Origin of the sequence: Taishania pollutisoli (assembly GCF_014518315.1) — a bacterium.
Lineage (GTDB): Bacteria > Bacteroidota > Bacteroidia > Flavobacteriales_D > Crocinitomicaceae > Taishania > Taishania pollutisoli.
This window is the reverse complement of record NZ_JACVEL010000002.1, coordinates 314,268-338,513: the sequence shown is the minus strand read 5'-3', so window position 1 is coordinate 338,513 and position 24,246 is coordinate 314,268. Positions and strand designations below refer to the sequence as shown.

Here is a 24,246-nt window from a genome sequence, read left to right as displayed (position 1 = left end):
AAACTATTCCAAAAAATATATAATTTTACTTCATGCAATTTTCAAAAATCGTTGGGCAAAATGAATTAAAACAACATTTAATTCAGGAAGTGAATGGAGGGAAGATCAGTCACGCGAAATTGTTTCTGGGAAAAGAGGGATACGGTACACTGCCCTTGGCTCTCGCATTTGTACAGTACCTGTTTTGCAAAAACAAACAGGAACACGATAGTTGTGGAACCTGTGATTCCTGCCTGAAAATTTCAGACCTGCAACACCCTGATGTACATTTCTCCTATCCAACGGTACTTTCAGAAGCGAAAACTTCGAAGGAAGTTTTTTCATTTTGGCGAAAACAAATCCTGGAAAACCCATATTTCGATCTCAATGAGTGGACCAATACCATTGATCCCAAGGGGAGAAAACCGGTCATCGGATCGGAAGAAAGTCTGGAAATCATCAAATCCCTTTCTCTGAAAGCTTATGAAGGCGGTTATAAAATCATGATCATCTGGGCCGTTGAAGAAATGAATACTGTTTCAGCTAATAAATTACTGAAAATATTGGAGGAACCACCTGCAAAAACGATTTTCCTGCTGATCGGAACTTCCCAGGAACGGTTGCTGCAAACCATTCTCTCAAGAACACAAATTTTGCGGATTCCCCGGATAGAAACCGATGAATTGAGCCGATTCCTGCGCGAAAATTATCAGCTGAGCATGTCCAATGCCGATTCGATCGCGTTGCGGGCAGAAGGAAATTTAATTGAGGCGCGGGAATTTTCCCACGAAAGCGCCCAGATGGCAGACGACCGGGAAATGTTTATCGAACTAATGCGGGTTTGCTATAAGAAAGATGTGATTCAAATGCTGGACTGGTCGGAAAAAATCGGTGGAGAGACACGGGAGCGTCAGAAAAATTTTCTGCAGTACTGCCTGCATATGTTCCGGCAAAGTTTGCTGAAAAATTACACGGAAGAAGTCCTCTTGCGTGTTTCAAAAGAGGAAGCGGATTTTCTGAAGAATTTTGCCCGGTTTATCACCGGTAACAATATTATCTCTTTCAATGATACATTCAATAACGCACATTATTACCTGGAAAGAAACGGAAATCCGAAACTGATTTTTACCAACGTTTGTTTTAATGTCATGCGGTACATACACGTCGCATAATTTTTAACACACATGAATCGTTTTGTTATTTTTTACTCATTTCATTACATTTGCTATTATAAGAACAGAAAATGAAAACATTATTGATCCTCGGAGCAGGTCTATCTTCTTCTTCCTTAATTCGCTATGTTTTAAAACAAGCAGAACAGTTTAATTGGTCGGTACGCATCACCGACCAGAATATCGAAACCGTACAGGCAAAAATCAATGGACATCCGAACGGAGTTCCCTTAAATTTTAATGCATTGGATGCTGCTCAGAGAAGACCTGAAATAGAACAGGCTGATTTGGTTATCTCCATGCTGCCGGCACGTTTTCACATAGATGTGGCTAAAGACTGTATCGATCTGAAAACAAATCTGATCACTCCTTCTTACATTTCGAAAGAGATGAAAGCGTTGGACGATGCTGCAAAAAACGCAGGAATCACCATCATGAATGAAATTGGAGTAGACCCCGGAATTGATCACATGAGTGCAATGAAAATCATTGATGAGATCAAGGAAAAAGGAGGACATCTGGAAAGTTTTAAATCCTTTTGCGGCGGGTTGATCGCTCCTGAATCGGACAACAACCCGTGGAACTACAAATTCACATGGAATCCGCGAAACGTTGTACTGGCAGGCGCCGGAGGAGCAGCATGTTTCATTCGAAATAACCGTTATAAGTACATTCCGTATTCACGACTATTTGCCCGGCTGGATCATTTATCCGTAGAAGGATATGGTGATTTTACCGGTTATCCGAACAGAGATTCATTGTCCTACAGAAGCATTTACGGGCTGGATAACATTCCGACAATATATAGAGGAACACTTCGCAGACCTGAGTTTTGTGAAGCCTGGAGTGTTTTTGTAGAATTGGGAATGACCGATGACACGTATTCAATGGTTGACATGGAAGTTTGCTCGCCGCGGATGTTTTTGAATGCCTTCCTCCCCTATCACCCGGTTAAATCGGTTGAACAGAAATTTAAAGAGTTCTTGCGGGAAGATCGTTTATACTTGTATTCAAAATTTGAATGGTTGGGATTGTTTGATGAGGAACTGTCCTTAAAATCGGAGACACCAACACCTGCACAATTACTTCAAATTATTCTGGAACGAAAATGGGTACTGGAAAAAGGCGACAAAGACATGTTGGTTATGATCCATGAATTTGAATACAAGCTGGAAGATCAGTTATACAAACTTACTTCCAGTATGGTCAATATCGGAGAAGATCAAGTCTATACATCCATGGCAAATACCGTAGGACTTCCTGTCGGAATTTGTTCAAAGCTGATTCTGAACGGACAGATTACAGATAAAGGAGTACTGCTTCCTGTCAAAAAAAGTATTTACGAACCGATTCTGAACGAACTGGAAACGTATGATATCCGGTTTATAGAAGAGCAGGAACAAATCAATGAATTGGCCATATAACGCTAAATTTCATCCGGCTCTTTTTTAAGCAGAGATGCTCATCGGTACTGCTCGTCTTCTATGGAACGGGCATTTGTTTTCATGCGGATGATTTTTTCCGCTTGTTGGTTAAATAATTCAGGACTTCCCGAAGTAAAATAGCTGACGGTTGCAGTTTTGGTCAATTGCCGGTCAATTTCCGGATGACGGGACAAGTAATCTTTCAGGCTCTCCGCCACAATATCTCCCTGTGAAACGATCTGGATATTCCCCGGTATAATGGTTCGCAGGTAAGAAGCAAGAATCGGGTAATGAGTACATGCCAGGAGTACCGTATCAATGTCCGGTGACATCGCCAGTAAACGCTGTACGTCTTCTTTTATTTGTCTTCGTCCCTCCTCCGAATGGGCATTGCCTTCCTCAATGAGCGGCACCCATGCAGGGCAGGCATGTTGAAACAATTCAATGTGTGGTGAAAACTTTTCGAGCTCCAACCGATACGATTCAGAGCGGACCGTACCCTCTGTAGCCAGTAAACCAATGTGATGTGTTTTGGAAAGTGCACCGACAACTTCCGCACTCGGACGAATCACTCCCAATACCCGTTTTTCCGGAGCTGCTTCGGGTAAATATTTTCGCTGAACAGACCGCAATGCTTTAGCTGATGCCGTATTACAGGCAAGAATTACCAACGGACATCCTCTGTCAAACAGTTGTTTTACCGCCTCCAGGGTAAACTCATATACTTCTTCGAAGGAACGTGTTCCATACGGAGCGCGTTTGTTATCACCGTAATACATAAAATCATAGTCAGGCATATATTCCAACAGCGACTTCAACACTGTCAATCCTCCGTAGCCTGAATCAAACACTCCGATTGCTCCCATGAACTCAAAAATACAAAAGAAAAAGAAAGTCCGGCAATCTCTTTGTGTTTTTTACGTTCTTATTCATGTTCGATACAAATGCTTTTTGAGAAAGAATGTGATTTTAACGTTCAAAGCATTAAATTTGTAGCACATGAAAGTACTCAAACTCCTGATCATACTGTTTTTTGTGGCGGATTGTTATGCCCAAATGGCGTATAACAATTGTAACAATGCGTTGGAATTGTGTCCTAACACAACGGTGAATGTAACCAATATCGGAGCCAATAGAACACTTTGCGGAGGATGTGAGGATGACTTTAATTTTTGTTTTGCTCCGGCCAACAGTATCTGGATCAAATTTACCACCAATGCAGGCGGAGGAGACGTTCAAATTTCACTGACCAATCCGGTATTTCAGATTCAGCCGGGACAAGGAACTCGTTATAATGCCAACCTGATTCAGGCCACCATTCCCTGCAATTCAACCAGCTATACTTCTATCGGAAATTGTATCAGCGCAGCAACTGGCTCTCAGGCAATCAATACGATTGGTTTGGCTCCTAATACAACCTATTACCTCGTTTTAAGCGGAGATCAAACAGCACCAGGAGTCACTGCTCCTGCGGAATTCAACATCGATGTAGCTGTTTCCGGCACTGCTGTCGACAGACCGATTCCTGTGATGAATGCGGGTATGTCAACCATTGTCTGCAAAGGTTCTCTGACCCCGGTATATGCCGAAAGGGTCAATTGTGATTCCCCCGGCCCGTTTCGCTGGTACATCAATAACGAATTGGTCGCTGTTACAACCAATGATTCCACGTTTTATACTTCCGCGTTGCAAAACGGGGATATTATCCGGGTAGAATCGGATTGCTTTGCTACCTGTACCGAAATCGCCAGTGTGTCTCTTCCTCCGGCTACGGTTGTTGACATCATCGCCGATGCGGGAACCGATGTAACGATACGACCGGGAGAAACCATCCAGTTGAACGGAACCGCAGGCATAAATTCTACCGTCTTCTGGACACCAAGCTATGCCTTATCCGACCAGAGCAGTCGCTTTCCGATTGCCAATCCGAACCTGACAACCACTTATTCCTTACTTGTAACGGACACGATTTCGGGATGTACTGCGATGGATTATGTCACAGTGACTGTTGATAAAGGATTATTTTTCCCGACGACGTTTTCACCGAACGGAGACGGAGAAAATGAAACATGGGTCATCCTGGGAATTGAAGCTTATCCGGATTGTTTACTGAATATTTACAATCGGTGGGGGCAACAGGTTTTTCAATCAACGGGATACAACAAAGAAAAAGCGTGGGACGGACGCGGAAAAGCAGGTCAGCTAAACGAAGGAGTGTATTTTTATGAGTTGCAGCTCCGCGATCCCGAGAAACAAATTTTAAAAGGTAGTATTACATTAATCCATTAAGCAATGAAAGTAATCATTACCGCATTCTTTGTTTCCGGAATCATTCTGTTTGGTTACGCACAGCAAATACCACAGTACTCGCAATGGGCATTCCATCAGTTTGCCATGAACCCTGCGCATGCGGGAATCAAGAAATGCATTGATCTTCACAGTGTCTATCGCGCGCAATGGATCGGATTGGACGGCGCACCACAAAGCGGCTTTGTTACAGCGAGTATTCCCCTGGACAGCAAGCGAAAGAAATACCTGAGCGCACGTCATGGAATGGGTGCAAAATTTGAAGCGGACAGAATCGGGCAGTTTGGTACCAACCGGTTTAATCTTGCCTATGCCGCACATTTTAATTTCAGCGAACACAACCGTCTTTCATTGGGTGTTTACGCCGGTGTCGTTCAATTCGGGTACAATCACGCCACTTCTACTACGATCACTCCCGATCCCGCTGTGATGCAGGAAGTCAGTATTGTACGCCCGGACGCACATTTCGGAGCCTGGTGGAACGGTGAAAACTACTACATCGGACTGATGGCCAATCAACTGATTGTTTCTTATTGGGAAATCGGGTATGATTCTCACTTTCGTTTTCACATGGCTGTAAATGGAGGGTACCGTTTTATTCTCAATGATAAAATCGGAATTGTTCCTTCCGCAATGATCCGCTTTCCGTTTGTAGGGCCTGTGAATGCAGACATTAACCTGAATGTGGATATTCAGAACATCTTCAACATCGGTGTTGGTTTCAGAACACAGGATGCCATCATTTTTATGGCCGGATTTAAAATCAACCAACAATTCTCCCTGCAATATTCGTTTGATTTCACGACTTCAGGGTTAAGCCGGGTGAGTAATAACACACACGAAATCGGTATCAGTTTTCTGACATGTAAACCGGACCGGAAATCGACTTCCAGCTGTCCGTTATTTGAATAAAATCACCTGGTTAATTAACAATATCCGGCTCCTCGATATTCATAAGTGTAAAATGAAAGGTTGTTCTCCCTTCATTCTTTTCAATTTTCAAGGTTCCGTCCAATTGCTCTACCAGTGTTTCAACCAGTACCAACCCGAAACTTTGTTTTTCACGGGCCGGTTTTTTCCAGGTTCCACTGTCCGTATAATTAATCCGGATCCAGTTTTTATCTTCGCCCGGAAGAATTTCCAGCTTAATCCATCCGTTGTTATTGCCGTTAAACGCATGTTTCAGCGAGTTGGATACCAGTTCATTCAAAATCAAACCAATCGGAACCAGTGACTTCAAGCCGACTTTCTCAATTTCGGAATGAATGCTGAAAGAAATGTCCCGTTCGTGTGCATCTGTTCGCAGAATGGTATTCACCAGATCGGATGCGTATTCTGTAAATTTCACCTGAGAAAGGCTTTCATTCTGATATAGTTTTTGGTGAATCAATGCCATTGCCATGATGCGGTTAATTGATTCCTGGAAATGCTCTTTCATTCTGCTACTGCCTATTTCCATACTCTGTAATCTAAGCAAACTGACAACAATCTGGAGATTGTTTTTCACCCGGTGGTGTACTTCTTTCACCAATGTTGTTTTTTCATCATTCTGAAGAGTAATTTTAATGTTCTGTTCGACCAGTTGTTCGTTGACTTCCCGCAATTTCATTTCCGAATATTTGTTGACGTTTGTAAACAGGTAAAACAAATAAAAGTTCAGCACAAACCCGGAAATCATTTCAGCAACCAAGGTCAGTTTCTGGTAAAACGTACGCGGACGAACAACTTCGATATTGATATTGAGTGAGTAAAAAATAAAAATGGTAATCGCAACCAGGGAAATCAGCAACAGCAGCAATCCAAATCGTTTACCAATACTGAAAAAACCCAACGACACACCTCCGAGCATCCACAATACATCCACTAAGTGAACGGTTTCATGAAACGTAATCAAGGCAAAGGAAGTAACTGCGACACCAAGTGTGCTGTAGAGAAAAAAGACAGGTCTGTACTGTTTCGTATAATGAATAAAAATAACTGAAAACAAACTCAGGGCTGCACCAAATGCCATTGTAGTTGTGCTTTCCGCCGAATCAAAGGAATAGGCATACGTTAAAGCTGAAAACACCAGTAAAAACATGCAGGACATGCGAAATGCCAGCTTTATACGCAGGTCATCAAAATACAGTTGTACTTCTTCGGGGGTCTCTATATGTTCAAGGTTCGTGTTCAACTGTTTAGCTTCGTATTTGTAAAAATGAAACTTTTTTTTCAATTTTTAATTTTTTTTTGCGTTTATACATCGTGCTGATTGTATAATTTTCTTCATTTGTGGAATCTATTTCATTACATTTGCGGTATGTGTATACGAAGAATGAAACCTATATTGCTGTTCCTTGTGATACTTTTTACAACATTCAGTACACAAGCGGGGAAAATTGAAAATGCGTTTGAGGCATTGAGTATTCATGATTATTTCAAAGCCAAAAAACTGTTTACAAAGAGTTTGAAATCACAAGAAGCGATCGGAACTTACGGGTTGGCGACCATCTTTTACAGGAAAGATAATCCGTTTCATTCACTCGATTCAGCCTATGTATACATCAACCGTTCGCGGGAGGCGTATCCCCTTGTCAAAGCAAATGCCAAACAACGTTATCTCTCGTTTATCAATGAGTCGCGTATCGATAGTTTACGCCAGTTGATCAGCACCCGGTTTTTTGAAATCGCACAGAACAAAAATACCATTGACGGTTTCCAGCAATTCATCGAACAGCATTCCTGGGCATCGGAAGTTCCCCGTGCAGCATACCTGCGGGATAGCCTTGCTTTTCTGGATGCCAAAAAGCAAAATAATTCAATGGCTTATTCCACCTTTATCGGGAATTACCCGACTTCTTCCTTCGTTGAGGAAGCGACTGCCCTGTTGATGCGAACTCAGTATGACGAAACGACTGCACCCAAGACACTTCAGAGTTATGACCTGTTTTTGCTCGCGTTCCCGGACAATACCTTCCGGCCAGAGGCAGAAACAGCGGTTTATGAAATCGTTACCAAGCCCAATACGATTGCGGCACTGGAAGCTTTCTTGGAGAAATACCCGGACAACCATATGCGCAATACGGCATGGGAACGGCTCTACCATTTAAGCGTCTATGAATACTCTGCTGAAAACATCACTGCGTTTGCTCAAAAGTACCCGGAATACCCATACCTGGAAAAGTTACAACTGGATTTATCATTTATCGATTATGCCATTTACCCGTACGAAAAAAACGGCTTGTTCGGCTTCATGGATTCTACCGGTGCAGTTGTGATTCCTGCCATCTATGAATCTGTCGCCCCGTTCAAAGAAGGGTTGTCATTGGTTTCCCAAAATGATAAATTCGGATACATCAATAAAAAAGGAGATGTTGTCATTGATCTGATCTACAGCGGAGGAAACGATTTTGAACAAGGAAGGGCCATCATCGAGCGGTATGAACGAATCGGGATGATTGACCGCACCGGAGTTGTCATCTTTGAACCGGAGTTCAAGGAACTCGGAAACATCTCCGAAGGAATGCTTTATGGTGTAAAAGACAGTTTATATGGTTATTACAACACCCTGGGAGACCAGGTAATTCCGGAACGCTTTACAGAAGCATTCTCCTTTTCCAACGGAAGAGCAAAAGTAGAAGAGAAAGGATTGCAGGCCTACATTGATAAAAAAGGAAAATACATTGTGTATCCCGCATTTGAAGAAATCGAATACTTTACCGATTCACTGCTCATATACGGAGACGGAGATACTTACGGACTGATGAAACCGTCCTGTCAGATTGTTGTTCCCAACAAATACGAAAAAATAGGTCAACTATCCGAAGGGATGGCGATTGTGGTTTATGACGATTACATCGGCTACATCAATGAGCGCGGAGAAGAAGTGATTCCTCCTCAATTTGATGTGATTCCCAATTACCTCAACAGAAGCCATTTCAAAGCAGGTAGTGCGGTAGTTGCCAAAAACAACAGCTATGGTGTCATTAACACCAAAGGAAAAGAAATCATCCCGTTTAAAAATGAAGGAATCGGTGAATGGGCTGAATTGACCGCTGTCAAACGAAAGGGAAAATGGGGATTTATCAATCGTGCCAATCAGTTAGTGATTCCCGCGACTTATGACTACGCGGAAAGCTTTAACGGATCCGTTGCGCTTGTTCAGGAAATGTCACTATACGGTGCGATCGACAAATCCGGCACAAAAATCATTGAAACCGGATACAACAATATCGAAATCGCTATGAAAGGATACATGATTGTCAATAATGGCGCGCTCTACGGAGTCGTTTCTCCGAAAGGAGAAGTCGTGGTACCGATGATTTACAGAAGTATTCGGATTTTTGATCAAAATTTATTAATTTTAACCGACAAGGACGGCATCAGTTATTTTGACTGTAGCAAAAAGCAACTTTTAAAACCTGTGGAGGATGAATAATCTAATCTCAAAATTGGATAAATACAAATATGGCTTGTTTGCCATGATTGTGTTTTACGTTCTGTTCTCAAGTATCCGGGTTCAATATGGCTTTATTGATCGTCCGGACATCAGTCATTTACTGAATAAAAAAGCGGATGATATCATTGAACTGAAGCTTGAGCCGATGGAAATCGTAGAACAGCGGATGAATGCTACCGGAGAAGTTAAAAATGCTGCCAGGGATGAAAACAGCAGCGGAAATTCAGCAGGGGCAGGAAGTTCAAGCAGGGAGAGTTATTATGGCTCTGCCAAATCACTGAGCGATGTGGAACAAAGCGTGTACGATCTGGAGCGCAGTATGTTTGAAGAAGCAGGAGGATTTCAGCAACGGGCGGAAATTCAGGGTGAAATGGACAAGCGAAAAAAGGAACAGGAAGAAAAAAACAAAACCAAACCGGCAACAAAGGCAGGTGGAGGCTCTACGAATAGTGTAGGCGACTCACCAAAAGGAGAAGTCCTTGTAAGCTACAGTCTGAAAGGACGCAGCGGGCAATCCGTTCCTGCTCCGGGCTATATGTGCCCGCAGGGAACAACCGGTAAAATCATCATTACTATCAAAGTGGACCAGAGTGGAAAAGTAGTTGAGGCCCGCGTTCATTCGGGATCGGCAAGCAACGACTGTATGTCGTCGTATGCATTGGAATTCGCAAAAAAATCACGTTTCAATTACTCGGGAACAGCTCCTGGAATGCAAGAGGGAACAATCACCTATACATTTGTGAATTAACCTGCAAACGCTGTTGTTGATGAAAGAACACCTTACCCTAAAATCATTCCTGGTAAAAAACAGCCAAATGGATGAGGCGACCATTGATCGCCAGTTGATTCTCCAGGCAGATAAAATCAGGCAAATTGACGTCAAAAAAGGTGATTTCCTGATGAAACAGGGAGACACCTGTATTCATTCATTTTTTGTAGAAAAAGGATTGCTCCGGTATTATTCGATTGACGACAAAGGCAAGGAACATATTTTACATTTCGCCCCCGAGGGATGGTTTCTGTCTGACCGGGACAGTATTTACTTCAACATTCCCACGCAATACTATACCGAAGCATTGGAAGACAGTACGGTAATCATGCTTGAAAAAGATTTCTTTATTTCCTTTGCTGAGGATGTTCATTTCTTTGCACAGTTGAACGAACGTTTACTTCACAATCACATTCGTCACCTTCAAAAGCGGATCACCCAATTATTAAGTGCCACAGCTGAAGAACGCTACCTGGATTTTGTCAGAATCTATCCGGATATTATGTTGCGGGTACCTCAATGGATGGTGGCTTCCTATCTGGGAATCGCTCCTGAAAGTCTGAGCCGGGTACGAAAAGATCTGGCCAATAAATGGAAAGAAAAGTAAGCTATTTTTTTGTTGCTTTCTTTTTCTCTTTCTCTACCTTTTTCTGTGCTTTTTCTTTTTCCTTATTCACCGCCTTCATTTCTTTAACGCGGGTTCTGGATTCCTTCTTCTGTGCCCTGTATTGCCGCTGAGATTCTTTAAATGACTCTTTGGTCATTTTATCCATTTCCGGATCAAAAGCAACATTTCCACACAAGATGTCTGAAATAACCATCTCTGTAAAGTAATTATCCTTGTCCGGATCATATTTTGCTTTCAGATCCTGGTCGAACATTTTTGCCAGATTTCGGTAAATAAACGCTTGTCCGCCACCTGAATATTCCGTAATGATATCATCTACTGTTTTCCCTGTTTCCCGGTGAATTAACTGCATTAACAAATGTCCTTCGCTTGTATACAAATCCCGCACAGAATATGTAAACTCTTCTTTCAGGAATTTATTCATTTTCTTCGAATACTTTTTCGCGTCTCTTTTTTTATCCAATTTTGCAAGTTCCGTTTCATATTCATCCATAATGGCCTTGGCTTTCAATGCCATCGGATATATTTTTTGAACGCGTTTGAGCTCCCGGTCATATTGTCCTTTAAAATGCCGGTTGACAATAAATTCGTCCAGGTCCCGGTAGACAACTGCAGTATCTATATTCTGAGAATATGCATTTGATAAAGAAAACACGAGGAATATTAAAGAAATAATTACATTTTTCATTTTACTTTATATATTTACGCAGTAATCTCAATACATCAAAGTTATTGCCAAAAATGAAACCCTTCATTAGTACGACTGTATTTTTAACATTTTTCATCATCAGTTCTTGCAATTCAACGACAGCAGTTCAGGAAGATATGTCCGATGAACCAGCACTGAATACGGAATCAGAGGGTATGGAAAATGCGTTTAGTTCAGATACAACCCCTAAAAAGCACGAAGTCAAGGAACAGAAGGAGAATCTTGCAAAAATTGAAAAAAAGTACGGGGAACAGTGGGGGTTCTGTGAGTGTGTTGTTGCGAATGACTCCATTGACAGGGCAGTCAAAAAAATCACTGATTTTGAAACTCCTGAAGCAGAAAAGTTGCTCAATCGCTTTGATTATGTTTCTAAAAAATGTCAGGCTTTTCTCGGGATGGATGCAAACAGAACGCCAGAAGAGCGTCAGAAGCATGAAAAGAAAGTGAAACGCTGTCTACGGGGCTAAAAACACCTCTTATTTCTTTATCTTCAGTAAATCATTGATCTCCGAAAATGGAAGTTCAATATAAAACACCCCCATTGAGTACGGAGCAATTTCATATTGATTGAAGACAAACGTCAAAGTTTTATTTTCAAATGAGAAATTCCGGTTCAGATGAAAGACATTATCTGTAAACCAAAATCCTTCTTCTGACCAACTCGCTTTCGGATTCATCCCATACGTTTTTCTGAATACTGCCTCCGCCCGCTTTTCCAACTCAGGAATGTTCGTACAAATATCTTCCAGACGAACAATAGTTGCGGTTTCAACGTCGATCATATATGTAGTGAAATTCGCATTTCCATGTGCTCCTCCGGTATATGTTTCCATTGAAAAGTCTGCTTTGACATACGCATTGTCTATCAAACAAAAGTCGATACCGGCATGCATGTACCAGGGAAATGTCGCTGATGAATCCTGCTCTGTCAAATCAATGTATTCACTGAGAAATACATCCGCATACGCTTCCAGTTGACGGGGTGTAACCTGTTGACTACCGTCTTTACAGCATTCCAATCCCAGGTAAGAGGCAACGAGAGAATCTGTAATACGCTTCAGGGGGGCATCCGGCCGGGCAAGCATGTAATCAATCGTCGCTCTTGAGGTATCGGAAAAAGATTTTCCCGCAGCTTCAAATCGACTGATTCTACCTGCATCCCAGCTTGTTTGTTCAGCGGTATTTTCATTCACTTTCCGGGAATGACCACAACTGAACAACAGTGAAACAATGAACAAACCGAAGTACTTCATGCGTCCTTATTATTTTTTTGAATTGCTGAATGCAAACGGCAATAAATCACTCACTGAGTTCAAGGCAATTGTTCGTTCATTCTGACTCACCAGGATTACTTTAATCGGTGTTTCCTGTCGTTTTTCCGACTCCAGCATGACCTGTCGACATCCTCCGCAGGGAGACAAAATACGATCGATGTCCACAAAATCTCCTTTTGCAACGACCACCAGCGTTTTAATTTTTTTGTCCGGGAAGTTTGCTCCTGCATAGAATAGAGCCGTACGTTCGGCACACGTTCCGGAAGGAAAAGCAGCATTCTCCTGGTTATTTCCTAAAACGGTTGTGCCGTCTTCCAGTAACAGGCAGGCTCCAACATTAAAATTGGAATAAGGTGCATATGCTTTTTCGGACGCTCCATACGCTTTTTCCACAAGTTTCTTTTCTTCATCGGGAAGCTGTTTCCACGAATCCAGCGACTGGTATTGAATACGTAATTCTTCCATACATTAGGTGTTTTGAAAGATCCTATGAAAAGAGAAAGGACATCAGTTACTTAGAAAATCCAATTCTCCGCGTTTCATTTTGTGATAGGTCTGTGCCAGGTAAGCAAGCATGATCCGCATGGCATCAAATGCTTCTTCTGTCTCGGGAGAAATTTCCTTTTTCTGCAAACGCAGCAATAATTTCATGTACATTGCCCCGAACAGCAACTCGACATCGTTTTTATCTTTCAGGTTCGATTTTTGTTTAAACTCTTCAATAAAAGGCTGAGCTGCCTCTACCAAACCGCTATATTTTGTGTCATTGACTTGTCCCAGTAACGTATTGTGCAAGAAGCTCAATTCCACCAGGATTTCATTCAATTCCAGTAAATGTCCTGACTTTTGTTTCAACTGATCTTTCATGTCCCGGATCAATCCCTTGTACCAATTCGTGTACTGAGGAATGAATGATTCATCCGGCAACTGAGGTCTTACATACTGGTCAATAATTGCATCCAAATCAAAATTATACGCACGAATGACATCTTCTACCTGGTACATGTACAAAATGTACTCAGCAATGTTTTCCTCCAGTTTTTGTTGTGCAATCAGCATAAAATTCAATTATTTTCCAACCGTTTTTTCCTGCTCATTCATATAGGCAACAAATTTCACTGTCAAGTCCATGCCCGGATTCGCGTAAGCGATTTGCGTTCCTGTACCGCTGACAAAGAACAAATCAATTCCATTTTGTTTGGAGAATTCTTCGCTGTACTTTGTGATCTTATTCTGAATAGCTGTTGTTGCGTCCATTTGTTTTTGCTGGAAAGCAACCATTTTCGTATTTTGAAAATCACCCATTTTTTGTTGTAGTGCTCCTAGTTTTTGCTCGTAGCTCGCCATTTGGTTCGGAGTCAGGATTTGTTTACGGGCACCATCTTCATAGGATACATATACGCTTTGGTATTCAGCCTGCATTCCTTCCAGCTGCGCTTGCAACTTAGCACCTTCTTTTTCAAACACTTCCAATTCGGTTTTGTACACGTCAAAATTTTCCGCAACGGAATCAAGAATGTAATAAGCGATTTTCACGCCACCTTCAATATTGGCAGCTTCTGTTTTGATATCTGCTTGTTCTGCTTTGTCTTCTTTTTTACCGGATTTACATGCCACCAGTGATGCTGCTACCGCTCCTACAAAAAGTAGTTTCTTCATTTGATTGTATTTTTATGTTTAAATGCTTCTTCCCAATCGTTGCGCATTTGCACAAAGCGATGTAGTGTGTTGATTAATAATTCCTGCGAGATCATGCGTTCAACATCTTCAAGACCAAAAACATCTGTTTCACCAACCTTAAAGGTCTGTTCAAACTGTCCCAGTTCAATTTTTACAATGTATTTTCCATTGTAGTGAAAAATCTGGATTTTGTATTGCTGATGTGGAATATCCTTTACTAATCGCATGGTACAAAAATAACAAAATAATAAAAACGAAAAGGGACAATCAACAAGGCAAACGCATTTAAAATTTTTCACGCTAATTTCTTTAATGATTTGTATAGAAATAGCTCGCCAAGCCGCGAAGTCGCAAAGGTATTGGTTTATTCAGATTGCGTCTTGGCACCTTTGCGTCTTTGCGAGAACAGGTTAAATGCATTATTTATGCCTTCTTATCTTGCTAAACGTTTAAATGAGCCCAAAAGTTAAATGCGTTTGCCCTGGGGCAATCCATCCATCGCCCCTAATATTCAAAAATCAATGATCACGTTTGGATCACACCAACATTATACGGCTTCTCTGCTTTTTTGTGATTGGCCATCTCAATTCCCATGGAAATTACTTTCCGCGTTTCAATCGGATCAATAATCGCATCTACCCATAAGCGGCTTGCGGCATAGTAAGGTGAAATTTGCTTGTCGTAACGGCTCTTAATGGTATCGAAAAGTTCTTTCTCCCGCTCCGGTGTGATCTCTTCTCCTTTGCCTTTCAACGTCGCTACTTCGATCTGCAACAACACTTTTGCTGCCGCTGCACCTCCCATCACGGCAATTTCTGCTGTCGGCCAGGCAACAATCAAGCGTGGATCGTATGCTTTCCCGCACATTGCGTAGTTTCCTGCTCCGTATGAATTTCCAACAACAACGGTGAATTTAGGAACAACCGAATTGGCCATGGCGTTTACCATTTTTGCTCCATCCTTGATGATTCCTCCGTGCTCACTTTTGGAACCGACCATAAAACCGGTAACATCCTGCAGGAAGACCAACGGAATATTTTTCTGGTTGCAATTCATGATAAAACGTGCCGCCTTATCTGCCGAATCGGAATAAATCACTCCTCCGAATTGCATTTCACCTTTAGCGGTTTTAATGATTTCCCGTTGATTGGCTACAATTCCCACGCTCCATCCGTCAATGCGGGCATACGCACACACGATTGATTTCCCGTAATCGGATTTATACTCGGTGAACTCGGAGTTATCTACCAACCGCTCAATCACATGTTTTACATTGTATGGTTTAGAGCGTTCTGAAGGGATAATTCCATAAATAGATTTCGGCTCAAACTTCGGTGCAATGCTTTCTTTCCGGTCAAATCCGGCATTTTCCGGCTGACCGATCTTGTCCATCAAATCCCGGATGGTCGCCAGGCATTCCTGGTCGTTTTCCGTTTTGTAATCACACACACCTGAAATGGAGGTATGCGTTGTGGCACCTCCTAAGGTTTCGTTGTCAATTGATTCACCGATCGCAGCTTTCACGAGGTAGCTTCCCGCAAGGAAAATCGTTCCGGTTCCGTTGACAATCAACGACTCATCTGACATGATGGGCAAATACGCACCTCCGGCAACACAACTTCCCATTACAGCAGCAATCTGAACGATTCCCATGGAGCTCATCACGGCATTGTTTCTGAAAATGCGTCCGAAGTGTTCTTTATCCGGGAAAATTTCATCCTGCATCGGAAGGTATACTCCGGCACTATCCACCAGGTAAATGATCGGCAGGCGGTTTTCCATTGCAATCTCCTGCGCACGCAGGTTTTTCTTCCCGGTAATCGGGAACCATGCACCGGCTTTTACTGTCGCATCATTTGCCACGACAATGCACTGTTTTCCCCTCACATAACCAATTACGATGACAACGCCACCAGAAGGACATCCGCCATGTTCCGGGTACATTTCGTAACCTGCCAGTGCTCCAATCTCGATCCGTTCCGTGTTGGGGTCTAACAGGAGGTCGATCCGTTCTCTGGCCGTCAGTTTTCCTTGTTCGTGAAGTTTTTCAATGCGCTTTTTACCTCCACCTTCATATATTTTTGCTAATGTTCGCTCGAGTGCGCTAATTTTCAAGCGCATATCATCATCATTGATATTGATTTCTAACTCTTTTTGAGATATTGCCATAGTTTATTTCGATTAACTGCAACAAATTTAATGAAAAGAAAAGACTGAGAAAATTTGAGGATTGAAAAGATTAAAAGAATCCATGGAATTTATAAATTAGCGCAGCAAAAGAATCATCAACACTTCCATAAACGATCAAGTAATCTCATGACGGTAACATTTAACATTCAAGAAAAAGACCTGGTAACACTTCAATTGTTTTTAGCTTCAATTTCTGACAACATCCGGAAAAAGCGGCAGAAAACCAAGTACGTGATTCCTGTTTTTTACGTTCTGATTGCGATTGTGGGAGTTGTAACCGGTCAGAAAGTAGCCGCTATTTCCTTCTTATCAGGAGCTGTTCTCTGGATTTTGTTTTATCCGTTGTGGGAGCGAAAAAGTTACCGCAAGCACTTTGCGACATTTATCCGGGAACACATGAAAAACCGTTTCGAAAATACACTCTCCATGGAAATAACCAACGATTTCCTGTTTGCAAGAGAACACCAAAATGAAAATAAAACTCCTGTTTCTGAAATTGAAAGGATGCAGGAAATCGGTGAATTGTTTCTGATCAGATTAAAAGGGGGCAGCACGTTTTTTATTCCGAAGGAACAGATTGCCGAGCAGCAGCAATTGAGAGCTCGCCTACAAAAACTGGCACAGCACCTGAAGGTTGATTATACAATTGATAATGAATGGAAATGGAAATAAATTCCTGATCGTTTTACTCGACTACTTTACGGATTGAATCTTCCGCTTCTTTCACCACATCCTGAATGTCTCTTCCTTTGATTTCAATCGGAGAAAGTACTTCCCACGTCATTTTATGAAACGGCAATAAGGGAAAAAATCCTTTTTTGGCCATTTCCAGTGACCCTTTGATGGCAACAGGCACAATCAATGCTTCCGGGCAAATCGTCGCAATTGTAGAAATACCTCCGACCTGAAATGCTTTCATTTTACCGTCTTTTGCACGTGTTCCTTCCGGGAATATAAATGCTGACCATTTATATTTTTTCATTCGTTTCGCCAGTTTTTTGATCTCTCCGATGGATTGCTCGGAATCTTTCCGATCGATGTTTGCCCCACCCCCTACTTTCAGATTAAAAGCAATGCTTGGAATCTTCGATTTCGCTAATTCGATCTTTGAGATGAATTTTCCCTGGTATTTTCTGAAAAAGAAAATTAGTCCGGGAATATCAAACGTGCTTTGGTGATTGGAAACAAAGATGATCGGTCTTCCTTTGGGCAATTCAAACCTGTTTTTTAATCGCGGGACGTTGAATAGCAAGAGAGCTGAATACGTCAGAAAGAAATTCAGAACATCCACACTTTTTTTGTGTGCGTTGTATCCAAACAACTTGTAACACACCCATTGTATCGGGTGAAATACAATAAGAAATAATCCGAATACAACGTAAAATACCGGAGAAAGGAGAAATCCAAAAACTAATCGCATCAATATAGTTGATTAAGCAAATTCAGGCTCTTTGTACATGATGAAATCAAAAGGAACTTTTACCATATATGCGTAGTCATTCCCGACCTCATACATATCTTCATCGTCCTCACGGTAATACCATTCTACTTTAACAGATTCCGTGATCTTTGCAAGGTTATTTAATTTGTACAACAAAAATAAAATCCGCTTCGAAGAAGAAATATTAAAGTATTCCAAATCAATTCTGAATATGGTTTGTTTTGCAGGCATTTGGACATAGGATTCAAACCAGTTTAAAACAGGTAACCAAAAATCATCCGCCTGTTCGGGGATTGATCTTCCTTTTATTTCCATTACCCCCAACTCAGAGTTGAATGATATATAAGGCGTATGAGAGGTTGATTCTACTAATAGATGTTCCATTTTTTCTGTTTCGAAAGCGCAAATTGCAAAAAAAAAATAAATAAACAGGTATAAATACGCATTAAAAATTGAAATAGTTCCCCGTCGTCTTGCTAATTGCAAGCTAATTAATGAGATATGTCTTTTTAATAATCACATCAATCGGCCGCTCAATAAATGTTACAGGCCGGATATTCCGTTGTGTGCATGCCAGACGAAAAAAATCCTGCATGTAAAACGCATAACTGCCGACAAACCCGATCGCATCGCATTCGTGTGCATACAATTCGAGAAACAGGTGTACATTTTCCAGGTGAATCCCTGCAATCAACGGGTGAGATTGATGTGCCGTAAACAGCCGGGGCAGCTGTGAATAGAGTTCTTTGGAGGCTGGCGTATTGTAGCTATCTTCCAGTTCTTTTAAACTTTTCCACTGTTCAACAATTTGCCGGATTTCAGGATATTGCCCATTGTTTTCCATCAAACGTGACACCAGTAGTTTCCCAAAATAGAAGCCACTTCCTTCGTCTCCTTTTTCCCAGCCTGTTCCTCCCCTGAGCTCTGTCAATTGATCGTATTCAATTTTAAACAGAACGCTTCCGGTGCCGCAAATGGCAATCATTGCATCCTGCTCTCCCACTGCGCGAGCTGCTGCAAATAAATCCGATTCGACCAGTATTTCTGAAAATCCGAACGATTTGAGCGCTGTTTTCATTTTCTGTTGATTTTCTTCCCGCAGGCATCCCGCACCATAAAAATGCAGGAAACACTCACTGAGATCATAGTGCTTCCAGAATTCCCTCTGTCGCTGTAAAAAAGTTGTATCTACCACCCGTTGCGGATGGTAGGATTCGGTTGTAAACCGATGCAATTGCTGATCAAAATCAACCCCGCACCAATCGGTTTTGGTACCGCCACTTTCCGCTATCAGTTGTCTGAACTTCATTTCAGCGGCTAAAGTTAGTACTGTTTTTCAATCGTTCGGCGAATAAATAAGATCAAAACCAATGAAAATAAAATTGCCTGACTGAATCCATTGGGCAGAAACCGGACAAATGAGTCATAAAAGTTTAAGTAAAGGTTTTCCTGCTTACCGGATAAAAAGAAAAATATAAACAGTGAAAAAAGGTAACTGATAAAGCAATAGAGAAATGCAAAAATAAAGAACAACAGCAACACTGTTCTGATTTGGTTAAAGTCTAATTTTCTCACAATTAAAGTCGTTATAAAGCCTGTGAAAAAAATCGTTTTAAACTCGAGCGCCACTTCGAACAGTAAGGTCTCGTAATTCATTACGTGGCTCAGGTCAAATGAATGGTGTACCAATTTGCGAAACACGTCAAAGCCAATTGACAAACAAGCAAATATCAGTACAACCAGCAGGGTTTGTTTGATGGTTATTTCTTTCATGGTATTTATTGAATAGGTCTTCCAATGTGGATAATGATTATTTTAGCTAACTTAAGAAAAAATAGTCTATTCAAAAAATTATCGGGAGAAGTTTATGCGCTTAAATTCACACACTATCACCCCTTTAGGGAGTTCAAAACGGAGAAAATTCGGGCAGGTATTTCGTGTGGAAGACACAGATACCGGCCAGTTGTATGTATTGAAAACGGCAAAAAAAGGAATGGTCTCCGAACAGGCATTGGAACAACTGAAAAATGAGCATCGGTTTACTTTTCTTCACACTGAACTTCCCCGGGTAGTAAATTTTGATGAAACAGGTAAACAGATTTCGTTGCTGCTTCAGTATCAACCCGGTATAGGTGTAGCAGAATTCTGGGAAACAATCCCCAAAAAGAAACGACTGGAATTTACCCGCCAATTTGTTACAAAAACAGCACAATTGCTGGATGTTATTCATTCGCAGGAGATTTTTCATTGTGACCTGAAGCCTTCTAATTTTCTCATCGAAGGAACGTTGGAAAACTTCCGGGTGCATTTAATTGATTTCGGAATGGCTGTTCACCAACAAACAGACAAGTCCCGTTCACTGATTTTTCCGTTGGGATTTGCAGCTCCGGAGTTAATTCTCAACCGGATTGACCTCATCAATCCGACAACTGATTATTTTGCATTGGGAATTACAATCTATCGGTTATGGACCGGAAAGTTACCCCTTGCGCATACCAACCCGAGCGTATTTACCAACTTGCAGCTGGCTCATCCGGTTCCTGCTGACTCTTCCATGCCCCGGCAACTCAACGAATGGATTCAGCATGTTTGCTTCAAGCCACAGTGGCGGACTGCACCTAATTTAATGTCCCGGGAAGAAGTTACACACACACTTCTGAAATCATTCGATCGACGCTATACGTCCTCATCTGCATTGATTGACGCTATTAACCAAGTCAAAGAGAAACGATTTTTTTGGTAAACCATACAGGAATCAAGGTAAAAAGTTCTATTTTAGCACAAACTCACTGCCATGAAATTATTGATATCTATCTCATTCTCTTTGTTTTTTTTCACCCACCTCCTGTCTTGCAGTTTTGCCGTTCAAAACAGAATTTTTCCGTTGGGAATGACTTCAGCAGGGGTTGTTGTCGTTGAAGTCAGGCTTGACCGTGGATCTGCCGCACCTTTAACAGATGAGAAACAGAATATAACAAACGACGAACTGACCTGGTCGGGACAGAATTATCTTAAAGTATACGATAACAACCAACGTGAATTATATACTGAGGTCATTGATTCCGGTCTGAGCATTCACTATTTAATGTATGACAGTATTCTGCAATCAATAGTAGATAAAGGATTGTCGCTAACAACACGATTTAACGATTTCAAAAGAATCACATCCGGTAAAATTAACTTTTGCAGGTATGAAACCCAGTGTGATTTTGCAGAGTTGATCTATGATACCATTAACAATACGGTCCATCTTAAAAGTCACAACGGACACAAACACCTCCTTCCCATCACTAACGAAGAGTATACCATTGCCAATGATATCCGGAACATGTACCTGGATCGCGATGCTGGTATACAATCAATTACCGGATTACTTTTAATCAGTTCCTACCGGGAATACAATATAAACGAACAACGAATTTTTGTCGCTCACATTGCAGTCGGTCAGAAGCTCCCTGTACACGATGAGAAAAAAGAAAAGAAACGCCAGTTTTCAGATGTAGCAAACAGCACTTTTTCAGAACCTGTTATTTATCACAGTCAAGGGTTTGATTTTGTCTTTTGGGAATGAATTTCACGCAGGATATCAATTTCTTCATTTGTTAACTCCATCCCTCTTCTTCGCATCATGTTATTGGCATATTCCACTGCCTTATCAAATTGAAAAGGAACCGGACTTTGTCCCCCCCAGGAAAACGAAGGAACAAATTTATTCGGAAATTCAGCCCCGAATACATTACAGGATACGCCGACAACTGTTGCCGTATTAAACATTGTATTGATACCACATTTGGAGTGATCCCCCATACACACTCCCATAAACTGAACATCTGTTTTTATCTCTGCTTCGGCTTCGTACGAATACGTAGAAACATTGCCGTAATTATTCTTTAGATTCGAAGTATTGGTATCCGCTCCGAGATTACACCATTCACCAATCAATGCATTTCCCAGAAATCCATCATGTCCTTTATTGGAATATGCCTGAAATACAACATTATTCACCTCTCCCCCGACTTTACAATGCGGACCAAGTGTGACTGCTCCGTATACTTTGGCCCCCATTTTCAAGGCTGCATGTTCACCTAAAGCCAATCCTCCCCGCACACTGCATCCTTCCATGATTTCGGCATCTTTTCCAATGTAAATCGGCCCTGATTTGGTATTCAGCATGGATGCTTCCACGACCGCCCCTTCTTCGAGAAAAATTTGAGATGGATCACCAATCACGGTATTTGTTACAGACAATGGTTGGCTCACGCGGTCTTTTGTCAGGAGCTGAAAATCCTGTTCCAGTGCTGTTCCATTGAATTGATAGAGGTGCCAGCGTTGAGAAATAATTAACGGTTGTTCTCCTGTCCAACGTACCTGGTTTACACCATTTCCCTTCCTTGCCAGTTCGGTTGTTCCGTAATTCAATACGGAATTATCGGGTAATGACAGAATCACTTCTGCCAATTCACGGGAAGGAATTACTGTTGCGTTTATCGTGATATCGCGATCTTCCGATGTAACAAACTTACCTTGCAGGTATGTTTCCGTCTCATAGTACACCTCCGCATTGGCAAGGAATTTCCAGCGTTCTGTATTTGTAAGAATACCAATGCGCAAATCAGCCACCGGACGTGTTAATGTGAGTGGCGCAAATCGCTTATGCAAACCATTATCTGCTAAAACCAGTTTCATCCTGCTGTAATTTTTTCGTTTGTCGGTTGATGAGAAATCAGGTACAATCCTGTAAATGTAAGTATTCCGTTTAAGATCAGCATTTCATACCCGAACCGGTATCCGTTGAACCAGTCAACTGAATGTTTATCCAGGATATAGCACAGAACAGGAATGAGAATACATACAAACGGCACCAACCATTCGTTTAATTTTCGCTTTGTCAAAATCCCGAAAAAGAATAATCCCAACAACGGACCGTAGGTATAACCTGCCAACGTGAGGATCAATCCGATTAAATCTGTCCCCGGATGATTCTGAACATACCATCTTGTACCAAGTATGATCAGCAAAAACAGTACAGAAAAACCAATGTGTACAATCAATTTTAATCGCTGCCGCTGTTTTTCATCCCGTTTGGGGAAATTCAGGAAATCAATGCAGAATCCGGTCGTTAACGCGGTCAAGGCACTATCTGCTGAAGCATAAGATGAGGCTGTAATCCCCAACAGGAAGAAAATCCCTGCCACCAGTCCGAAATCACTTAACGCCAAAGAAGGAAAAACGTGATCGGTAATAATTTTCCCGTCTTTCATCGGCAGATCAGCTCCGGTTTCCATTGCATAGACGTACAAAGCTCCTCCCAGTAATAAAAACAGGAAATTGGTAATCACCAGAATCGTTGTAAAGGAATACATGTTTTTTTGGGCATCGCGCAGGTTTCTGCACGACAGGTTTTTTTGCATCATGTCCTGGTCCAGTCCCGTCATGGCAATAGCGATGAACATTCCTCCGAAAAAGTGTTTCGGAAAAAACAATTTGGAATTCGGGTCGTCAAAAAATAAAATCTTTGACATGGAATGTCCGTTATTGGTTGTTGCAGCAGTGATTTTATCATACAACCCAAAGAAATCGACCTGCAACACCTTTGAAATGATCACGGTACAAATGATCACCGAACTAATCAGGAAAATCGTCTGAAACGCATCGGTGATGACAATGGTTTTGATTCCTCCCTTGAACGTATAAATCCAGATTAGAAGTAAGGTTACAACTGCGGTGACCCAATACGGAATATCCATCGGACCGAATAAAAACAGGTGCAGGACTTCCGTTGCCAGAAATAAACGAATTGCAGAACCCAACGTGCGGGAAAGCATGAAGAAACTCGCTCCGGTTTTATAGCTGACAACACCAAACCGTTCTTCGAGGTACTGATAGATGGACGTAACCTGCAACCGATAATACAAGGGCATCAGTACCTGAGCAATCACAATATAGCCCAGAATGTATCCCAGAACAACCTGGTAATAGCCCATTCCGTCGTTGATAACCGTGCCCGGAACCGAAATAAATGTTACTCCAGAAAGCGATGTGCCGATCATTCCGAATGCAACAAGGTACCATTTATTCTGCCTGTTTCCCGTAAAAAAGGTATCTGAATTCGCTCCACGGGAAGTAATGATTGATATGATAATCAGTACTGCAAAATAGATCGCTAAAATGGTAATAATAAGTGCCGGTGTCATCTATCGTTTCGTTCGTTACAATTCATGCATCTGCGGGAACT

Annotated in this window: 26 protein-coding genes; 11 read left to right on the top strand and 15 right to left on the bottom strand. The window is 41.7% G+C overall.

Features of this window, described 5'->3' with window-relative positions; all coding sequences use genetic code 11:
- Window positions 1-32: 32 nt before the first annotated feature.
- Window positions 33-1,151, top strand: a complete 1,119-nt coding sequence (locus H9Y05_RS04705; protein WP_216713633.1) for a DNA polymerase III subunit — start codon at window positions 33-35, stop codon at window positions 1,149-1,151.
- Window positions 1,152-1,222: 71 nt separating this feature from the next.
- A complete protein-coding gene (locus H9Y05_RS04700; protein ID WP_216713632.1) occupies window positions 1,223-2,575 on the top strand; it encodes a saccharopine dehydrogenase C-terminal domain-containing protein in 1,353 nt (450 codons plus the stop codon).
- A gap of 38 nt (window positions 2,576-2,613) precedes the next feature.
- Here the strand turns inward: H9Y05_RS04700 and murI are convergent, their stop codons facing one another.
- Window positions 2,614-3,441, bottom strand: a complete 828-nt coding sequence (gene murI / locus H9Y05_RS04695; RefSeq protein ID WP_163490794.1) for a glutamate racemase — start codon at window positions 3,439-3,441, stop codon at window positions 2,614-2,616.
- A 133-nt stretch (window positions 3,442-3,574) separates the two neighbouring features.
- On the opposite strand from murI, the gene H9Y05_RS04690 reads away from it, so the two are divergent.
- Together H9Y05_RS04690 and H9Y05_RS04685 are read left to right on the top strand one after the other, a co-directional pair.
- A complete protein-coding gene (locus H9Y05_RS04690) occupies window positions 3,575-4,864 on the top strand; it encodes a gliding motility-associated C-terminal domain-containing protein (RefSeq protein ID WP_216713631.1) in 1,290 nt (429 codons plus the stop codon).
- Window positions 4,865-4,867: 3 nt separating this feature from the next.
- On the top strand, window positions 4,868-5,794 hold the full coding sequence (locus H9Y05_RS04685) for a PorP/SprF family type IX secretion system membrane protein (RefSeq protein ID WP_216713630.1): 927 nt from the start codon (window positions 4,868-4,870) through the stop codon (window positions 5,792-5,794).
- A 10-nt stretch (window positions 5,795-5,804) separates the two neighbouring features.
- Here H9Y05_RS04685 and H9Y05_RS04680 read toward each other — a convergent pair whose 3' ends face one another.
- Complete coding sequence (locus tag H9Y05_RS04680) at window positions 5,805-7,097, bottom strand: sensor histidine kinase (protein WP_163490797.1); 1,293 nt, start codon at window positions 7,095-7,097, stop codon at window positions 5,805-5,807.
- A gap of 99 nt (window positions 7,098-7,196) precedes the next feature.
- On the opposite strand from H9Y05_RS04680, the gene H9Y05_RS04675 reads away from it, so the two are divergent.
- From H9Y05_RS04675 to H9Y05_RS04665, 3 genes are read left to right on the top strand one after another with little or no spacing between them, the layout of a single operon-like run.
- Complete coding sequence (locus H9Y05_RS04675; RefSeq protein WP_216713629.1) at window positions 7,197-9,299, top strand: WG repeat-containing protein; 2,103 nt, start codon at window positions 7,197-7,199, stop codon at window positions 9,297-9,299.
- The gene (locus H9Y05_RS04670; RefSeq protein WP_216713628.1) at window positions 9,292-10,068 is read left to right on the top strand and encodes an energy transducer TonB; all 777 of its coding nucleotides are present in this window, start codon (window positions 9,292-9,294) and stop codon (window positions 10,066-10,068) included. Before H9Y05_RS04675 ends, H9Y05_RS04670 begins: the two co-directional genes overlap by 8 nt.
- Before the next feature lie 19 nt (window positions 10,069-10,087).
- Window positions 10,088-10,696, top strand: a complete 609-nt coding sequence (locus H9Y05_RS04665) for a Crp/Fnr family transcriptional regulator (RefSeq protein ID WP_216713627.1) — start codon at window positions 10,088-10,090, stop codon at window positions 10,694-10,696.
- A 1-nt stretch (window position 10,697) separates the two neighbouring features.
- On the opposite strand, the gene H9Y05_RS04660 is transcribed toward H9Y05_RS04665, so the two are convergent.
- Window positions 10,698-11,405, bottom strand: coding sequence for a DUF4294 domain-containing protein (locus H9Y05_RS04660; RefSeq protein ID WP_163490801.1), 708 nt, complete (start codon window positions 11,403-11,405; stop codon window positions 10,698-10,700).
- A 176-nt stretch (window positions 11,406-11,581) separates the two neighbouring features.
- Here H9Y05_RS04660 and H9Y05_RS04655 point away from each other — a divergent pair, with 176 nt between their 5' ends.
- Complete coding sequence (locus tag H9Y05_RS04655; protein ID WP_163490802.1) at window positions 11,582-11,893, top strand: hypothetical protein; 312 nt, start codon at window positions 11,582-11,584, stop codon at window positions 11,891-11,893.
- A gap of 9 nt (window positions 11,894-11,902) precedes the next feature.
- Here the strand turns inward: H9Y05_RS04655 and H9Y05_RS04650 are convergent, their stop codons facing one another.
- From H9Y05_RS04650 to H9Y05_RS04625, 6 genes are all read right to left on the bottom strand, one after another.
- Entirely contained in the window at window positions 11,903-12,679 is a 777-nt protein-coding gene (locus H9Y05_RS04650; RefSeq protein WP_216713626.1) for an RsiV family protein, read from the bottom strand.
- Between the two features lie 9 nt (window positions 12,680-12,688).
- Window positions 12,689-13,165: a cytidine deaminase gene (gene cdd, locus H9Y05_RS04645; RefSeq protein WP_216713625.1), complete on the bottom strand. Its 477-nt coding sequence runs from the start codon at window positions 13,163-13,165 to the stop codon at window positions 12,689-12,691.
- Between the two features lie 42 nt (window positions 13,166-13,207).
- Window positions 13,208-13,759, bottom strand: coding sequence for a DUF4924 family protein (locus H9Y05_RS04640; protein WP_163490805.1), 552 nt, complete (start codon window positions 13,757-13,759; stop codon window positions 13,208-13,210).
- Window positions 13,760-13,768: 9 nt separating this feature from the next.
- On the bottom strand, window positions 13,769-14,359 hold the full coding sequence (locus H9Y05_RS04635; protein ID WP_216713624.1) for an OmpH family outer membrane protein: 591 nt from the start codon (window positions 14,357-14,359) through the stop codon (window positions 13,769-13,771).
- Window positions 14,356-14,607, bottom strand: coding sequence for a hypothetical protein (locus H9Y05_RS04630; protein ID WP_163490807.1), 252 nt, complete (start codon window positions 14,605-14,607; stop codon window positions 14,356-14,358). The genes H9Y05_RS04635 and H9Y05_RS04630 overlap by 4 nt, the downstream gene beginning before the upstream one ends.
- 298 nt (window positions 14,608-14,905) lie before the next feature.
- Window positions 14,906-16,501, bottom strand: a complete 1,596-nt coding sequence (locus H9Y05_RS04625) for an acyl-CoA carboxylase subunit beta (RefSeq protein ID WP_394366340.1) — start codon at window positions 16,499-16,501, stop codon at window positions 14,906-14,908.
- Between the two features lie 195 nt (window positions 16,502-16,696).
- On the opposite strand from H9Y05_RS04625, the gene H9Y05_RS04620 reads away from it, so the two are divergent.
- Complete coding sequence (locus H9Y05_RS04620; protein WP_163490809.1) at window positions 16,697-17,242, top strand: YcxB family protein; 546 nt, start codon at window positions 16,697-16,699, stop codon at window positions 17,240-17,242.
- 13 nt (window positions 17,243-17,255) lie between these two features.
- Here the strand turns inward: H9Y05_RS04620 and H9Y05_RS04615 are convergent, their stop codons facing one another.
- The 4 genes from H9Y05_RS04615 to H9Y05_RS04600 all read right to left on the bottom strand — a co-directional run bounded on the left by H9Y05_RS04615 (window position 17,256) and on the right by H9Y05_RS04600 (window position 19,784).
- Entirely contained in the window at window positions 17,256-17,990 is a 735-nt protein-coding gene (locus H9Y05_RS04615) for a lysophospholipid acyltransferase family protein (RefSeq protein ID WP_163490810.1), read from the bottom strand.
- A 12-nt stretch (window positions 17,991-18,002) separates the two neighbouring features.
- The gene (locus tag H9Y05_RS04610) at window positions 18,003-18,395 is read right to left on the bottom strand and encodes a DUF1987 domain-containing protein (protein WP_163490811.1); all 393 of its coding nucleotides are present in this window, start codon (window positions 18,393-18,395) and stop codon (window positions 18,003-18,005) included.
- A gap of 103 nt (window positions 18,396-18,498) precedes the next feature.
- On the bottom strand, window positions 18,499-19,320 hold the full coding sequence (locus H9Y05_RS04605) for a hypothetical protein (protein WP_216713622.1): 822 nt from the start codon (window positions 19,318-19,320) through the stop codon (window positions 18,499-18,501).
- A gap of 14 nt (window positions 19,321-19,334) precedes the next feature.
- Window positions 19,335-19,784, bottom strand: a complete 450-nt coding sequence (locus H9Y05_RS04600; RefSeq protein ID WP_163490813.1) for a hypothetical protein — start codon at window positions 19,782-19,784, stop codon at window positions 19,335-19,337.
- A 94-nt stretch (window positions 19,785-19,878) separates the two neighbouring features.
- On the opposite strand from H9Y05_RS04600, the gene H9Y05_RS04595 reads away from it, so the two are divergent.
- Both H9Y05_RS04595 and H9Y05_RS04590 read left to right on the top strand, forming a co-directional pair.
- On the top strand, window positions 19,879-20,754 hold the full coding sequence (locus H9Y05_RS04595) for a serine/threonine protein kinase (protein WP_216713621.1): 876 nt from the start codon (window positions 19,879-19,881) through the stop codon (window positions 20,752-20,754).
- A 51-nt stretch (window positions 20,755-20,805) separates the two neighbouring features.
- The gene (locus tag H9Y05_RS04590; protein WP_216713620.1) at window positions 20,806-21,582 is read left to right on the top strand and encodes a hypothetical protein; all 777 of its coding nucleotides are present in this window, start codon (window positions 20,806-20,808) and stop codon (window positions 21,580-21,582) included.
- Here the strand turns inward: H9Y05_RS04590 and H9Y05_RS04585 are convergent.
- Both H9Y05_RS04585 and H9Y05_RS04580 read right to left on the bottom strand, forming a co-directional pair.
- Window positions 21,552-22,697 (bottom strand): putative sugar nucleotidyl transferase, encoded by a 1,146-nt coding sequence (locus H9Y05_RS04585; RefSeq protein ID WP_216713619.1) that lies wholly within the window; start codon window positions 22,695-22,697, stop codon window positions 21,552-21,554. The two genes, H9Y05_RS04590 and H9Y05_RS04585, sit on opposite strands and share 31 nt — an antisense overlap.
- The gene (locus H9Y05_RS04580; protein ID WP_216713618.1) at window positions 22,694-24,205 is read right to left on the bottom strand and encodes a sodium:solute symporter; all 1,512 of its coding nucleotides are present in this window, start codon (window positions 24,203-24,205) and stop codon (window positions 22,694-22,696) included. The genes H9Y05_RS04585 and H9Y05_RS04580 overlap by 4 nt, the downstream gene beginning before the upstream one ends.
- Window positions 24,206-24,246 lie beyond the last annotated feature (41 nt).

Coding starts and splice junctions, on each gene's coding strand:
- H9Y05_RS04605 (WP_216713622.1), bottom strand. CDS start 19,320: ATGAAGTTCAGACAACTGATAGCGGAAAGTGGCGGTACCAAAACCGAT.
- H9Y05_RS04665 (WP_216713627.1), top strand. CDS start 10,088: ATGAAAGAACACCTTACCCTAAAATCATTCCTGGTAAAAAACAGCCAA.
- H9Y05_RS04615 (WP_163490810.1), bottom strand. CDS start 17,990: ATGCGATTAGTTTTTGGATTTCTCCTTTCTCCGGTATTTTACGTTGTA.
- H9Y05_RS04580 (WP_216713618.1), bottom strand. CDS start 24,205: ATGACACCGGCACTTATTATTACCATTTTAGCGATCTATTTTGCAGTA.
- H9Y05_RS04635 (WP_216713624.1), bottom strand. CDS start 14,359: ATGAAGAAACTACTTTTTGTAGGAGCGGTAGCAGCATCACTGGTGGCA.
- H9Y05_RS04650 (WP_216713626.1), bottom strand. CDS start 12,679: ATGAAGTACTTCGGTTTGTTCATTGTTTCACTGTTGTTCAGTTGTGGT.
- H9Y05_RS04610 (WP_163490811.1), bottom strand. CDS start 18,395: ATGGAACATCTATTAGTAGAATCAACCTCTCATACGCCTTATATATCA.
- H9Y05_RS04690 (WP_216713631.1), top strand. CDS start 3,575: ATGAAAGTACTCAAACTCCTGATCATACTGTTTTTTGTGGCGGATTGT.
- H9Y05_RS04705 (WP_216713633.1), top strand. CDS start 33: ATGCAATTTTCAAAAATCGTTGGGCAAAATGAATTAAAACAACATTTA.
- cdd (WP_216713625.1), bottom strand. CDS start 13,165: ATGGAAGAATTACGTATTCAATACCAGTCGCTGGATTCGTGGAAACAG.
- H9Y05_RS04590 (WP_216713620.1), top strand. CDS start 20,806: ATGAAATTATTGATATCTATCTCATTCTCTTTGTTTTTTTTCACCCAC.
- H9Y05_RS04655 (WP_163490802.1), top strand. CDS start 11,582: ATGGAAAATGCGTTTAGTTCAGATACAACCCCTAAAAAGCACGAAGTC.
- H9Y05_RS04700 (WP_216713632.1), top strand. CDS start 1,223: ATGAAAACATTATTGATCCTCGGAGCAGGTCTATCTTCTTCTTCCTTA.
- H9Y05_RS04660 (WP_163490801.1), bottom strand. CDS start 11,405: ATGAAAAATGTAATTATTTCTTTAATATTCCTCGTGTTTTCTTTATCA.
- H9Y05_RS04595 (WP_216713621.1), top strand. CDS start 19,879: ATGCGCTTAAATTCACACACTATCACCCCTTTAGGGAGTTCAAAACGG.
- H9Y05_RS04675 (WP_216713629.1), top strand. CDS start 7,197: ATGAAACCTATATTGCTGTTCCTTGTGATACTTTTTACAACATTCAGT.
- H9Y05_RS04670 (WP_216713628.1), top strand. CDS start 9,292: ATGAATAATCTAATCTCAAAATTGGATAAATACAAATATGGCTTGTTT.
- H9Y05_RS04625 (WP_394366340.1), bottom strand. CDS start 16,501: ATGCGCTTGAAAATTAGCGCACTCGAGCGAACATTAGCAAAAATATAT.
- H9Y05_RS04630 (WP_163490807.1), bottom strand. CDS start 14,607: ATGCGATTAGTAAAGGATATTCCACATCAGCAATACAAAATCCAGATT.
- H9Y05_RS04585 (WP_216713619.1), bottom strand. CDS start 22,697: ATGAAACTGGTTTTAGCAGATAATGGTTTGCATAAGCGATTTGCGCCA.
- H9Y05_RS04600 (WP_163490813.1), bottom strand. CDS start 19,784: ATGAAAGAAATAACCATCAAACAAACCCTGCTGGTTGTACTGATATTT.
- murI (WP_163490794.1), bottom strand. CDS start 3,441: ATGGGAGCAATCGGAGTGTTTGATTCAGGCTACGGAGGATTGACAGTG.
- H9Y05_RS04685 (WP_216713630.1), top strand. CDS start 4,868: ATGAAAGTAATCATTACCGCATTCTTTGTTTCCGGAATCATTCTGTTT.
- H9Y05_RS04640 (WP_163490805.1), bottom strand. CDS start 13,759: ATGCTGATTGCACAACAAAAACTGGAGGAAAACATTGCTGAGTACATT.
- H9Y05_RS04620 (WP_163490809.1), top strand. CDS start 16,697: ATGACGGTAACATTTAACATTCAAGAAAAAGACCTGGTAACACTTCAA.